The sequence below is a fragment of the Candidatus Harpocratesius sp. genome, assembly GCF_054039255.1.
Genome location: NZ_JBPLBG010000047.1, coordinates 12,523 through 27,599, shown reverse-complemented (window position 1 = coordinate 27,599; position 15,077 = coordinate 12,523). Strand labels below are relative to the sequence as shown.

General features: G+C 29.6%; 10 protein-coding genes. 5 read left to right on the top strand and 5 right to left on the bottom strand.

Annotated elements, in window-relative coordinates; genetic code table 11:
- Positions 1-12 precede the first annotated feature (12 nt).
- Both ACXLDF_RS11245 and ACXLDF_RS11240 read right to left on the bottom strand, forming a co-directional pair.
- On the bottom strand, positions 13-1,671 hold the full coding sequence (locus tag ACXLDF_RS11245; protein ID WP_457558626.1) for a metallophosphoesterase family protein: 1,659 nt from the start codon (positions 1,669-1,671) through the stop codon (positions 13-15).
- A gap of 111 nt (positions 1,672-1,782) precedes the next feature.
- Complete coding sequence (locus tag ACXLDF_RS11240) at positions 1,783-2,604, bottom strand: enoyl-CoA hydratase/isomerase family protein (protein ID WP_457558625.1); 822 nt, start codon at positions 2,602-2,604, stop codon at positions 1,783-1,785.
- A gap of 90 nt (positions 2,605-2,694) precedes the next feature.
- On the opposite strand from ACXLDF_RS11240, the gene ACXLDF_RS11235 reads away from it, so the two are divergent.
- Both ACXLDF_RS11235 and ACXLDF_RS11230 read left to right on the top strand, forming a co-directional pair.
- On the top strand, positions 2,695-3,675 hold the full coding sequence (locus tag ACXLDF_RS11235) for a hypothetical protein (RefSeq protein ID WP_457558624.1): 981 nt from the start codon (positions 2,695-2,697) through the stop codon (positions 3,673-3,675).
- Between the two features lie 2 nt (positions 3,676-3,677).
- Positions 3,678-8,306, top strand: a complete 4,629-nt coding sequence (locus tag ACXLDF_RS11230; RefSeq protein WP_457558623.1) for a hypothetical protein — start codon at positions 3,678-3,680, stop codon at positions 8,304-8,306.
- Between the two features lie 40 nt (positions 8,307-8,346).
- Here ACXLDF_RS11230 and ACXLDF_RS11225 read toward each other — a convergent pair whose 3' ends face one another.
- Complete coding sequence (locus ACXLDF_RS11225) at positions 8,347-9,171, bottom strand: hypothetical protein (protein WP_457558622.1); 825 nt, start codon at positions 9,169-9,171, stop codon at positions 8,347-8,349.
- A gap of 954 nt (positions 9,172-10,125) precedes the next feature.
- Between ACXLDF_RS11225 and ACXLDF_RS11220 the strand changes: the two genes are divergently transcribed.
- Positions 10,126-10,680, top strand: coding sequence for a PadR family transcriptional regulator (locus ACXLDF_RS11220; protein ID WP_457558621.1), 555 nt, complete (start codon positions 10,126-10,128; stop codon positions 10,678-10,680).
- The gene (locus tag ACXLDF_RS11215) at positions 10,673-11,722 is read left to right on the top strand and encodes an HAAS signaling domain-containing protein (RefSeq protein ID WP_457558620.1); all 1,050 of its coding nucleotides are present in this window, start codon (positions 10,673-10,675) and stop codon (positions 11,720-11,722) included. The genes ACXLDF_RS11220 and ACXLDF_RS11215 overlap by 8 nt, the downstream gene beginning before the upstream one ends.
- A gap of 338 nt (positions 11,723-12,060) precedes the next feature.
- Here the strand turns inward: ACXLDF_RS11215 and ACXLDF_RS11210 are convergent, their stop codons facing one another.
- Positions 12,061-12,576: a hypothetical protein gene (locus ACXLDF_RS11210; RefSeq protein ID WP_457558619.1), complete on the bottom strand. Its 516-nt coding sequence runs from the start codon at positions 12,574-12,576 to the stop codon at positions 12,061-12,063.
- Positions 12,577-12,835: 259 nt separating this feature from the next.
- Between ACXLDF_RS11210 and ACXLDF_RS11205 the strand changes: the two genes are divergently transcribed.
- On the top strand, positions 12,836-13,966 hold the full coding sequence (locus tag ACXLDF_RS11205; protein WP_457558618.1) for an FHA domain-containing protein: 1,131 nt from the start codon (positions 12,836-12,838) through the stop codon (positions 13,964-13,966).
- On the opposite strand, the gene ACXLDF_RS11200 is transcribed toward ACXLDF_RS11205, so the two are convergent.
- A complete protein-coding gene (locus ACXLDF_RS11200) occupies positions 13,937-14,989 on the bottom strand; it encodes a DNA-methyltransferase (protein WP_457558617.1) in 1,053 nt (350 codons plus the stop codon). The two genes, ACXLDF_RS11205 and ACXLDF_RS11200, sit on opposite strands and share 30 nt — an antisense overlap.
- Positions 14,990-15,077: the final 88 nt, after the last annotated feature.

Genomic DNA, 15,077 nt, shown 5'->3' with positions numbered 1-15,077 from the left:
ATTCGCACTCATTTACAGGTAATCTCCACAAAGAGTAGATATTAGTTTTTCATACAGTGCATTTCCATTCCAATCAAAAGCAGTAACTTTAATTTTTGCTTCTTTAACTTGAATACGAACCCAAGAATGCTCAATAATACCAAATTGCTGGTATTTTTCAACTGCTTCATCATTACGAAATGCACTATTAGATCTACCTCCAAGATAAGGTTTGATTTGAGCACGATGTACAGGGGATTCCCAACGATATGGTACAGTAACAAATGATTTTGGTAGTAAAATTATGTCATCAAGCTTTCCTCCACCGCCACCATTAACAATAAAAAGAGTCTCCAATTTTGTTTTAGGATTCACTCGATAAAATGCTTCAAAAATATGCGCATGGCCAGATATCACCAAAGAAATATTATATTCATCAATAATAGGTAGAAAAATATCAGCTAATTCATTATCACAACCAAATTCACCTGTACAAAAAATTGAATTATGCATAATTAAGATCTTTATCTTGTCCATCTGAGATCTCTTTAAATCATTTACAAATCGCTTCATTTGATTAGAATTGGGGATACGCGGCATTCTACCGCCATTATATAAATCAATGAAAAAAAGAATTACAGACCCAAAGTCCAAAGAATAATACAAATCATCTTTATGATAAAAATCTGGAGAAAATATTGAAGATTCAGTATAGGGAAACAGACGTTGCCAGTTACGAATTTTAACTCTTATATCTGCATCGTGATTTCCCGAACATGTTAAAAAAGGACGTGTGGCTAAATAATCTCTAAATGGAGCAAAAAATCGGCCCCAATTGGTCCATAAATATGCATTCGAAATATTATCTCCGCTACTTATAACTAAATCGGCATTTGGACATATCATTTTTATAGTATCAGCTTCTAATTGGATAGAATTTTTATCTGAATGTGAATCACTAATAGCCACAATCTCAATCTTTTCTTTTTGAAAACAGGAAATATAATTTGATTTGAGCAAATATCGAACCATTTTCTCAGATATGTGGAAAGATTCATTTTTTTGGCAGATAGAATTCAGTCGATAAAAGAAACCTGTTGGATATTTATCAAGATTTATATCATACCTTAAAAGATACTGTGCCTTTTTCTTTGCAATAATCCGCCCTTTTTCTTTTTTTAGCGAATCTAAGGGTTCACCAAGGTGAATTGTGAAAGTAGGTTCAATTATCTTACATTCTGAAGGTACACTCTCGTTGTGATTAATTGATTTTTTTTTATAAGGTAATCTTATTCCCCAGATTATAGAGATAATCTCATGATTTATCGAATGAGGGATAAGATATGGGCCGAATTTATTCCAATTTTTAATAGATTTGGGTAAGTATGCATTTTTGTCAAAGTAAAAGCGCTTAAGTTTAAAACCTGAATAGATTGGAAATAAAAATAAAAATAAGAGTATTAAAGTACAGAAACATTGCGATAAAAAGAATCCTTCAAACAATAGAAAAAACGAAATTTCTACCCCTGAATATGAAAAAAGGAGTAAAAAAAAGAAGGAAGCCTTTATTCGTAATTTTTTCGGAACATACCATCTTAACATATATCGCTGCTGAAAAATCACAGTTCCATAAAGAATGATAAGAAAAAGCCATGTACTTCCATATAAAATGATAATTGTAAGATTTTTCATAGATCTCGTTCCAATTTCTGGTGTTCATCTCAAATAGGAATTACCTTTAGCGAAAAGAAAAAAGATTAATCACATTAATCTTAATAGTAAGAGTGATTAGAGTGAAAAGTTTCATTTTCCTTTCCATTGTGGCTTAGTTTTGCTCAGAAAAGCTTGTACTGCTCGTTGATGATCCTTTGTTGTAAACAAGAAAGAATTGGTCATTGCTTCTCTATCCAATCCTTTTTCTTCAGATTCTCCATAAAGATTATCGATTAGATGCTTTCCCATCCCTACTGCTAGAGGTGCAGCTTTAAGGATTGCTTCATGTAGTCTATTCACTTTTTCTAGAAGTTCATCCATACTTGGTGCAATATCATTGACAAAACCCATTCGATAAGCCTCAGATGCTGTGATTGAGCGCGCTGCGATACATATTTCTTTCGCAAATGAAGGATTTACTAATCTTGTAATTCTTGTGGTACCACCAAGATCAGGTATTATTCCAAGCTGGGCTTCTTTCATTTGAAAAACGGAATTAGAAGTAGCGTAGCGAAAGTCGCAAGCTAAAATCAATTCAAAACCTGATCCATAACATATTCCATCAATAACTGCGATTGTTGGTTTTTCAATTGCTACCAATTTTGAAAAAATTCCTTGTAATTGGGTACGCATCATATAACGAAACGGTGCACCTTTTAAATTGAGTTTTGGGGCGTTAGGATCAAGCCCAGCGAGTAATTTCACATCAATTCCAGCAGAAAATACATCTTTAACTCGACTTTTGATATATATTATTCGAACTTCTGACTTTTTACTTAGTATATCCAAGTAATCGCTTAGTAGGGTAAACATTTCCCAATTTAAAGCGTTCTTTTTCGGAGGTCTGTTAAGCCAAATGGTTGCAATTTGTCCACTTTCATCATATTCAAGTTCAACTAAGGATGATTCCATATTTTACTAGAGCGCACAAAGCTAATATTTATTGCTATGTATAATGAAAAAGTATTAGTATAATTTCAATTCAAAACAGAGGACATAATTGTGAGAAAAAAGATACAATTTTGCTTAATTATTACGTTAATTTTAGGGATGAGTGTGTTATTTTCAAATTTTTCGCTTATTCAGGCGCAACAATCTCCACAATCTATCGAAACAGATTTTAAATCTGGGGATGTTTTTCTCTATAAAAACGAGCACTACGATTTAGATAGCCATGGAAATCGATTTCATAATATAACTAAATGGAGTGAGATCAAAATTGATGATATTGTAACTAATTCAAGTTTAGGAACTACTACTGTAGTTTTTTCGAAATATGATGCCAATAATGTTAGTTTAGAAGAAATAGAGCAAAACCCAGAAGTCCTTCAATTTGGATTTCAAACTCCTTTAGCCTTTGGTGGATTTATTTTAGGGGTTATCAATCAAAGCCAACCTTTGAGTAGGTATCAAGTTCTTTTTAATGAAAAAAATGCATCAATGCAGGATGTTACTTCAGATATATTGATAAATGGGCAATATAGGATATTTTACTTAAATGAATTAGGATATTTCGATTCAAAAGTAAATGAAAAATCCCAGAATAATGAAGTCATATATTACAATCTCGCAGGTCACATCCAAAATCAACGAGAAAGAACACTACTAGCCACTATAGAAGGTGATGCAAATATCCTATTTAATGGCAGTACTTATCCAAATCACTTAGCGTGGTATAATATTTCACTAGATCTAAAACTTTATTTGGTATATGGCCAAAAATCAAATATATTACTTTCTTATAACATAAATTTCACTATTGCTGAGCATTTTCAAGATATTAATACACTTGAAATTACCAATAGGTATCAACGCAAGATAATCTTCTGGAATATTAGAAAACCAGATGAATTAACAAAAGATTATCCCATCTTAGAAGTTCTTGATCTACCTGAATTTAATCTAAATACTGTAGCTGGAGTCTCGTTAGCTTCCTTTGTTGCTCTTGTATCTGGAATATTTACTCAAAGGAGGCGTAGATAAATTTGACATTTGAAATCACCTTTTCTGATATTCCTGTAATGTTAGTTTTTATGATTGCATTCTTTTCTGCCATTTTATTATGGCAATTTATTGCAAAAGAATATAAAACTGCAATTCATGAAAGCTTGTTTGGAAAATTGAATTATATTTTTTCAGGAATCTTTTTTATTGCAACAGGAACGCTTGTAATCACCTTTATCTCAGCATTAGTTATATCTTCTTTGGCTATCAACACAATTTTTGCCATTCAAGAAAGAAAATTAGTTTATATTGATGCAATGGCACGACCATGGCAGTTTTCTCAGTTGATTCCCTTTGCATTATTAACTCTCCTTGTTTTATCAATAATCTATGTGGTTATCGAATATTTTGCCCTTTCAAAGCGTTCCCTTGAAGGCCCAATGGAAATCCAGCAGTATTTTGAACAAAAGATAATTAAACGCTTCCCTTTTCCCTTTACCATTTTTTCAGCCTTAGGATTTTTACTAATAATTATTTTTTTAATTCCATATGTACTTAGTGAATTCTCAATAATTATTATTAACAATCCAGGATCTTTGGTAACTCAATTTTTTAGCTATAATTTTGATTTTAACTATTTCTTCCCAGAAAATCCCCAATTGTGGCAGCGCATCTTAGTGTTTATACCTTATTTAATGCTAGGACCGATGATATACTTAATATATTACAGTACTTTGGGTAATTCTCAAATTTTATTTCACAGTTTTCGAGTTTTAAGGACACCAAGATATTTACGAAAGGTTAAACACTGGGGAATGATATTTGTATTGATGTTAGGCATATTATCGCTTGTATCTTCAATATATAGTTTGATTTCTGATTTTCCTATTCTGTGGGGCCAGTACTCGGATATTACAACAAGCTATAAGGATTTACAAGGAGGATTTTTAGAAAATCTTATTATTAATATAATGCGCGAAGTATTGCATGTTGATCAAAACGGATTAGATGATTTTAAGTATTTTACCTCAATTGTGCCCTTAGATTTTATACTGTTTATTATTACTTCAGTAGGATTTGGATTATTAGGTTTTTCATCTGAATTTCTTAAAAAAGAACCTCTTAATCGCCCCTTATTAGTTAAATTTGCAACTTATATCTTAATAGGTATTGCATTTAACATATTTCTCAATATTCTCACAACATGGCCATGGGTACTTCCCGAAAATTTCCATTTCCTTACTCTTGAATTTTCAGATCCAGAATTTCAAAAAATCGTTTTATTTTTCTTTGGTCCTTTGCTTGTTGTACAAAATATTTTAACAGTTTTGTTTTTAACATATAATATTTTTGGCAATAAGCAAATGCGTTATCAAATTGATTTCAATATTTTAAATGAGGCAATAAAAAATCGCGAATATCCAACTATAGAATTTTTAAGTCGCAATTCCAATCCAAATTTAAGGTTTATGGTTGTAAACAGCATATTTGAACAAATCGATGAAATAATTTTGATTCAAAAAGCCGAAAATAAAGAAAAAGAAAAGATTTTGGATCCAACTCTTATAAAAATTATACAGAATCTCTTAATTGACAAAGATATACGAATTCATCAAATAATTACTAATTTATTTGAAAAAATTGTTGATAATTGCTCTATTAGTGAAATACTTCCCTTAGTTTCCACTTTAACCTCAAACAAGGAGGTAAACAACGATATTCTTTCAGATTACGAGTCAATTTTAAATAAGTTTACTACCAAGCATTCTTCTGACTTAGAACGAATAATCAAAGAGTTATATCGCACCAAAATAACTACATCTGGAGAGCAGTTAATTCTTTCATTAGTTAAAAACATTAGTCATATACATCCTTCTTCTCTTCAAAAAATTCTTATGCATCTACTTAATTCTGAAAATCTTTTCTTGCAAAAAGGCGTATTTGATATTGTAGGTGCAAATTTGAAGATCTTATCTAACCAACTAGAAGAAATATTTGAGATTGGAATAAAATTGTATTACCATGCAGATTTTGCTTTGAAAAAATCAATTTTAACTGTTAATTCTCAGATTGCGATTAAGAATTCAAGATTGATGGAAAAATTTTTCAATACTTTCAATTTGGAAAAACTCTCCAAAGATGAAGAGAAATTGATCTTTTTTGGAGCAGCAATTCGAATTATGGGAGAAAAAAAGAATCAATTCGATTATATTTTTGAGAAAATTAAACCTTTACTATCAACAGAATCAGAATTTCTTCAAGAAAAAATTGCAATCTCTTTTGGATCATTATTTTCCTCAACAAGTTTACAACATTACTTGGTCCACATTCACCCATTTAGCTTACAACTATCACAGATGGAAAATCAGATAATATTAGAGAATTTATTTGCTTCTTTTGATTTTATGATGAAAATTAATCCTGAAATAATAAAAAGCCATTTGTATATTAAAGGTTTATTTAACATTTTAAAGAATAGTGAAGAACAACTTAAGAAAAAAATCATTATTTGTCTATCAAATTTTCAAATTTCTATTGTTTTCCCAAAAATTGAACAAACTGTTGAAGATATTTGTGTTCCCCTTATGAAAGGTCAAAAAAAGATGGATAATAAGGAAAGAGAATTGTTAATTGCGTTAGAAGATTATTTTGCAGCAGTTGTTCCTAATAATGGAGAGCTATTCACTTCTTCACAGATTTATATAAACCTTTTATCCACCCCATGGAAAGAGTTGAAACTTCAAAATTATATTACAGATTTATTCAAAATTGGTGCATTTGCAAACTTTGGATTTTTCTGTCGTTATTTGAATTATTTTCAAACAACTTCTTTACTACAAGAAGATATCCGAGAAGGATTAATATTTTCTATTAAAAGCTATTATGCAATTGCTTTACTTGATAAAAAAGCCAAATCTCCCTTCTCAATTGAAAGTTCTCTGATAGATTTACCAATATTTGAAGATCTACGAAAGGAAAAAATAAAAGATGTTGCATCGATTATTGAAAAAGAGTGTAATTATGATGCGCTGAAAGAGAAAATCAATGATTTCTTGAGTACTAACTCGATCCAGTTAATTCAAACAAGTTTAGATTTTATATCCAAAATACTCGATTATATACCTCAAGAACATAAACTTTTTTATCCAAAAATTATAAAATTGATTTCAATTAAGGATGTAAATGTACATATATCAATAGTGAAAATTTTAGGAAAATGTGCGCATATCCAACCTGATTTATACATCCCTAAACATATTCAAAGGAGATATAATAAAAAGCGAGTAAAAGATCAAATTGATCCTCAATTTTGGTCATATCAAATATTTCCATTAATCGTAAATGTTCTTTCATGGAAAAAATCAATCGATATTGAATTCATCTGGGATTTAATTGATTTCATCTTAGAAAACACATCTGATATAATGATTTTTATAAAGTTTCTGAAAAATTCTCTGCAGAAATCAACCAATTCAGATGTGAAGGTTGCAATATTGGATGTTTTTCAAAAATTACCTGGTATCTACAAAGATAAAAGACTTCATTCTATTTTACTTAAATTATTAAAATCAAATAATGAAAAAGTAGGTCTTGTTGCTTTAAAATTATTATCAAATATGCTGGTTAATGGATTGGAAGTTTTAGAAAATATTAGATCGAGCCATAGTGATTATTCGCATATAGATAAATCACTTCAACGCTTAATTGAGAATCAAATGGATAATTTCTTTAAAATTAAACCGAAACAATTATCTTCAATCGCACTAAAACAAGAATACCTTAATGTATTAGAGCAATTTATTTCTTTTTCAATCGAATTCAGTTATATTTTTGCATCTTTGGCGCAAATTCTCAAAGAAAAATCAGTTAATTTAACTGAGAAAGCATTAAAAATAGCAATGAAAATAATATCAATTCATCCTCAGGCGCTATTTATTGGAATAAAATTTTACCAAAAGACACTTTGGGTACCAGAAATTTCAACAAAAAAGCTTATTCTACATCAAATTTCGAAAATATATAAAGAACAAATATGTAAAATCTCAGATTTGGAATCAAAAGAAAAGATAGTAGGACAAATACTTTTAATACTCTCTAATTTTTCTTATATTGAAGAAAAGGAAATAGATTCACAAGTATTGAAGTTAATTCATTCCATTTTCTTTGACAATCCCGATATGTTACCTAAATTTTCAGAGATTTTGATTAAAATAATAGAATATCAGTACAGAAATAATTCATTCGACATTTTCATTGAATATTTAAATATATATTTCAACAATTTCGATCAACTAAAAACAGCAGAGAAAAAGCTTCAAGTAATCAAGTTAATATATCGATTCAGCCGATATAAAAATGAGAATTTTGCTTTGGGTGTAATTCAATATATACCCAAGATAATCAATTCTTTTCCTGTAAAAATAAACACGGTATTGGGAATTTTATATAATTTTTGCAGAATTTCCAATTCTTCAGTTTTACTTAGGACTTTTTCCAGCTTTAATTCAATTATAGAAACAACTCCCGAATTAACAATTTCTATAATGAAAAATCTTCAAAAAATTCAATCAAAGTCTCAAAGTGTGGCAATTCATGATTATTTAGAGAAATTAGACGAAAAATATAAAGAAGAAAAACTTATTCGCACCAAAACCAAAGAAAAAAATTGAACAAGAAAAAAAAGAATTGATATAAGATCAAAGCAAGTATCTAAAAGGGAAAATGTATAACTTCTGAAATTTGATATATATATGGATAAGTTGGCTTAATTCCGGTTATTATTGTATATATAATAAGAAATGTTAGATACCCAAAAATCATATAGAGAGAGCATACATTAAACGGTTTTGTATGCTTCTTTGATTTGATCAATTGAATTATTATAAGAATTAAAATGAGAATTAATAATCCACTAAATACTAGCCCCCATTGACCTTCTATAAATCCAAAAGCATTTCCAATACCAATAAAAAAGCTCATTAAGCGAAGAATCTTATCTTTTTTGCTGTTATACTCATCTTTTGTGTCTATTTTTCGTTCCATCTTTAAAAAAAGGAGGATCATCATAAAATATCCCAATCCAGTAAAGAAATGAGAAGCAATTTCATCCCAAAAATACAACCCTAACTGTAATTGTTCTAATGTAGAATTAGGAGGAATTACTGTTCCTTCATCAATCATTGAATGCATAAATTCATTAAGTTGATTGGCAATCATATGAGAAATTATTCCAAAATTATAAATAATCAAAAATGTAATAAAAAGTGTTTTATACCAATTGCGCCAATAACGCTTTGTAGGAATTTGGTCTTCTAAAATTTCAAAAACATGTAAGGTATTTACAGAGAACACAATACCCAGCAATATAATATCCATTAATTCTGCCAAATCCATTGAAAATGAAACTTGTTTATCTAATTCTGAAATAACAAACGGAATGGTTACGACTGGAAGAAATAAGCGATATATTATGGCAAATAAGAAAAGTAATCCGTAACTTCCATAAAAGAATATAATAGTTTTGCGTAATTCCACATTTTACACCTTGACTGCGTTTTGTTTAAAAGAATTAAAATTTCCCTGATTAATTTAAATTAATTCTATCTTGGTGCTAGCATTCTAATAAAACTAATGAAAATTTTGATTATTGTTACTTTTTGTACAAATTTATCTTTATTTAGGGCCATGCTCAAAATCAATTGGAGAGTAAGAATGAATGGCAATGTATTCAGATTAGTACGAATAAGTTTATTGAAATATTTCAAAAAAGAGTGCGGACATATTAATCTGCGGGGAATCTTACTCAATACAAGATTTTAGGATTTTGTTTTCGGTTTTCTATTAAGAAGTGTTGAATTTCATAATACAGGAATTTAAAGCAATTAATACTTTGGATTAGATTTGCAGGATTTTTTTCCATAGATTTAAGCAGATGAATATAACCAATTGAACGAATGTTAATGACAATTGATTTTTCATATATTTTTTTATCCCTTTCTTTATAATAATGTAATTCCATAGATATTTCTATTCTATACCAAAAAAATCCTTTAAAAAAAAAAGCGAATAAATTTGAAGAAAAAGTCTAAAGGAAATGGCGAAGTGCAAGAATTATTCGAGTTTCTCAAGGATTAAGTAAAATTATAACAAGAGTGAACACTTTTAGAATAATTATAATATAAAAAACAATTACTATTAGAATTTTCTTTTCAATTGATTTAAATTCTGATTTGGAAGAAATCATTGTTCATTGACTATAAGAAACATCCTCTATAAAAGAATTAGCCAATATCTCGGTAATTTTCCAAGCTCATAAAATAAGAAATACTATATGATTAATTTTTTATTCAAGTGATTAAAATTATCAGAAATCAGAATAGAAGAAAGAAAAGGAATGATAAAAATTGGACCAATAGAAGATTTATATATGTGGTATACCTTGAATAATATAGTATTATACCTTGAGTGGCATAGTATATGGTGAATAATATGATTAAAAGAATAAAGTCTTTTCAATCCGATAGCCTCATGAGTGATTCAGATTTTCGTAACTTTGTCGAGAAAGCCGAATCTGAGATACTACGAGGCATCTCAACCATTTCTGTACTAAAAATAATCGATAATCACTCTATAGAGGGAATCTATGGTTATCGAATATTACAAGAACTTGAAGCAACTACTAAGCAGATGTTGATTATTGAAGAAGGAACATTATATCCACTTTTAAAAAAATTAGAGAGAGATGCTTTAATTCAAGCAGATAGAAAAATTGTCAATAATCGACCGCGAAAATATTATTATATTACACCAAAAGGTCGACGCATTCAAAATCACCTCACAGGGTTTTTTAATAAACTCATTGAATCGATGTCAACCTTATTTGAGATGAAGGTGGAATTACATGAAACCAACTTTTTTTGCCCGAATTGCGCAAATATTATCGATATTTCACAACCTGATGTTAGATTTTGCGAAGTATGTGGTCTTAATTTAGAAGGTTATATCGCAAATAATAAAACAATGGAGGAAAATCAGAATGAATAAATATAATATGGAAATAGAAATTAAAGCATTTTTAAAAGATGTAGAAGAAAAACTTCCTGGATGGCTGAAAGATGATAAATTTGAAAAACGGGAAGTGCTAAACGAATTAGAAGAACACATCTGGGATAAAGCAGAAGAATTAGCAATGGGAGGTGAAATCACCTTAGTTCATGTGCAACAAGCAATTGACTTGATGGGAACACCTGAAAGTATTACTCGTGAATATAAAAAGCGAGGAACTCCTTATATTTATATCACTAAAGAATGGTGGGAGATTTACAAGAAAGTGCTTACCATTGCTGTAGTCTCATTAGCGGCTATAAATCTAATCGTATTCTTTGCTCAAATACTCAGTGTACCTTTTTGGGAGAATTTCATAGGGATATTTGGCGGATTATGGAATTCCATTTTGCCCACTTTTGTAATTATCACAATTATTTTTGTTGCATTAAGCATGCAAGGCTATCTTCCTAAAGATTTAGGTCAAGATACGTTAAAAATAAAGAATGCTATAAGTAAAGAAATTCATATAGAATTTGAAACCAAAAAATCAAAAAAGAGGACAAAATCTCCAATAAATACCAAATCATTATTAAGTGAAGGTATTTGGGGTGCATTCTGGGCAATTATGATGATAATTCAACCGATCGAAGCAATTAATAATCAATTTACTCCAGAATTCTTAGAATTTATACGATTGTGTGGAATGTTGGGTATGATTGAAGCAATTATCAAAATTTCTCAAGTATTTGCTGGAATTCAGAGAATTCGTACTCAACAATTGCTGATATTAGGAATGATTATTGTACAAATTTTCTATATTCAGCGATTTTTGTGGGCTGTTGACATTCCTGAGGTTCTTCGCATGTTTTCTCAGTGGAGCTTCGATCCATCAGGGATTTTTAGAATAATTTTATGGATCTCGATTGTAGGAACTGCAATTGGGTGCCTAGAAAAATTAGAAAAAATAACTTCCTATTCGGGAAAATTACACAGATATAATGCAGTACATGAAAGAAGTTACTCAATAAATCGAGATTAGAATGATTAGTAGACTTTTTACTTTGTTGAATCGCAGTAAAAAGTTCCATAATAGCGATTTTATCGCCATTTTTTTATATTTTCTATAATAAAATAATGTTAAGAAAGAATTTGTATAATTTCGGAATAAATTTTAGGAATATTAATATTGTTGAGATTAAAAAATAATCTAAAATGAGATAAAAGACAACAGAGTGATTATTTTTTCTTAAATTGAATTAATCTTGTTGTAATACATTTAATAATTAAGTTAAGGAAATTTTAGTAGGTGGGAAAAATGAAGGAAAAATTGTTAAGTCAGATAAGTAGATAAAGATTTCGCAATGAAATTAAACAAATCTACACACGATCATCCAAAATTTCACCACAATGAGGACAATGACGGCCATGTGCAATTTTCTCCCATTGCTTTCCAAATTTTTCCTTTAACTTTGTATTTAAATCGGATAAATCACTTGGAATAATTTCCATCATTGAGAGATGGTTAGTTCGATAAAATTTACGCTTTTTTTCCATAGTTTCTTTATATTTTTTTCCTGAAAATCCAAAAAATTCCAAATAAAGATCTAGATCAGGCAAATACCAATCATATTTGTATTGATGAGCTGCTGATTTTACAATCACATCTTCATATTTATGTGCTATTCCATTTCTGTAAAGAAAATTATCTACTAAACACTCAGAAATAGAACGTACCACATCTCCATCCAAACATACATATCGGGAAGGATATTTTGCTTGATAGGCTTGAACAGTGCGATTTTTCTGCCACAAATTCGCAATAATAACAATTAAAATGACTAAAATGATAATAAATCCCATTAAAAGGAGAAAAAGTTCTGTATTCCACTCCATATTCACGATATATTTCCAACTCTATTTAAATACATAGCTGAATTGATTTTTTCAACTTTCTTTCTATTAAATATCTACTCTTTTATTATCTACTCTTTTATTATCAACTCTTATATTATCTACTCGTATATTATCTACTCTTTGAATCTTTACGCTATTATTTTTTTTTTTTGTTTGATACCAACTTTATCACTTGACCTCTAAAGAGTTCTCGCGCTAAGAAATGAACACCATAAATTATTTTAAATCAGTTTTCCTAATGGTACCCAGAGTGAGTTCGGTGAAAGAATTTAAGCAAAAAATTCATGAATTACGCGATAGGCTTGATTTTGACAATGGAACTGCCCAAAAAAATAAAACACTGTTGCTAACGTTAAAAGATCTTTGTCAATCCACACTAGAAGAGACAAATGATCAAAACCTTAAAGAATTCATATTCCAAGAATTGAATCGTATTGAAAAAGATATGACAAAAATCAAAGGAATCAGCCACGACTTAAAATCGGGCATCTCTGGAAGATCTTCAACATCATTTGATAATATTTTCATACCAAAACGACCCACAAAAGAAGCACTTACTTCAATTCAAGTGGGGGGGTTTGATCCAAGCAGTTCTCCAATTTTGCGAAAATTATCCCAAAAATCTGTTTTTGCTTCGAAATCTCTAAAAAATAAAACATACAAAAAAGTTCAACAATCAACAGAAAATAAATCAAATCCAGCGATGATTCAACCAAAGAATAATGATTATGAAGAAGAAATTCAAACAATATCTGAAAAAAATGTACAAGACATTAAGCAAACAGATGATCTAACTTCAAATCAATCAATCAATCAAACTAAAAGTCAAACTAAAACTCAATCTACTGAAGACATTTTTGAACAAACTGAAGAACAAATTAAAAAACTCCAATCTTCTTTGTCTGAAATTGCCTCTGAACCATTTCCTGATTCATTAAATGAAAAAGAGATTAGCAAATCGAAAGAAACACAAAAAATGCCATCAGAGTCTCCTTATAAATCAGCAAAATTGATAATTTCCCAATTAGGTTTAGAAATTCAATTAAATTTTGATCAAACAACATATCGAATTGGTAGAGACCTATTTGCAACTATAGAAATTCCCATTGAATTACCTGATAATTTCTTTGAACCTATAATTCCACTTTCAAATGAATCTGAAAAACCTTCAGAGCATTGCGTGATTGAACAATCTAAAAGAGGAGTTTTTCGTATCAAGGATCAAGCTAATCTTCAAAAAACATACATGAATAACCAATTTCTAACTTCAGAAGGATTAAATCTTCATGATGGTGATACTTTTATCTTTCCTGTGCTTATCAATGATCAATTAGCATCCTTAAGTATCGAATTTCGAATTTTGGATTAATTTTAGTATTTTTTTTCTTTGATGAGAAGTTAACATCCTTTTTTCATACATTTTTCTAATAGATTTCTCTAATAATTGCTTTTCTGTTTTATTTTTTTGAGAATTCTTAGCTATTTGGATTGTATCATAGAGAATTGTTATGAGAGAATCAAATCCCAATGTTTTATATCCAGATTCAATCGATGGAGGGGTCCAAGTTTCCATTATTCTTTCTTTAATTAGATTACAGTATTGCTTATTGAGCTCAAAGCCAATACCGTGCCGATTCAATAAACGGGTCATTTTTAATGTAGTACCTGACCCTAAAAATGGATCTACAACTGTTTCACCCACAATAGTGTGCATTTTTATTAAGCGATATGGAATATCTTCAGGAAAAGGGGCACTATGTCCAAAAAGATTTTCACCTTTTGGATTAATTTTAATCACGGGAGAAATATCATCCCAAATACACCTAACAGCCCAATGTCGCCATTCTTCTTTTGTTAATAAACTTTGATTCATTAGTTCCTTTGACACTTTGCGCGTTTTTCCTGCTTTTACAAAGGTAAAAATCTGCTCAAATGATGTATTTGAAGCAATATTGGTTGGACGAGGATAAGAACCCCAAGATACAGTGTTAATATAAGCAGATTTATCCCAATAATGCATCCCGCTTAAAAAACAGTTGTGAGATCGAAAAAATGCTTCAATATCATGCATAATATTCTTTATAATTCTAAAATTAAATCCAGAAAGTGAAGAAGATATAGGTAATGGTTGAACATTTATACAAATCTTTCCATTTGGTTGTAATATTCTTAAACACTCACTCCATACTCGATTTAAAGATGTGATATAATCTTGATAACTTTGACCAAAACCTATTTGCTCCCCTCCATAATCCCGTACATTCCAATATGGAGGAGAAGTTATTACTAATGTTACAGAATTATCTGGGATCATACTCATTTTTTCTGCTGATTGGAAATATATAGTCTGTCCAGCCAACTTTAGAATATTTGTAGATGAAGAAGCGCACATAATACTTAAGCTAATTAACTCATGAAATCATTTTAATGATTGGTGAATTAGATTGAAATGTTACTTAATCACAATATCGAGGTAATTA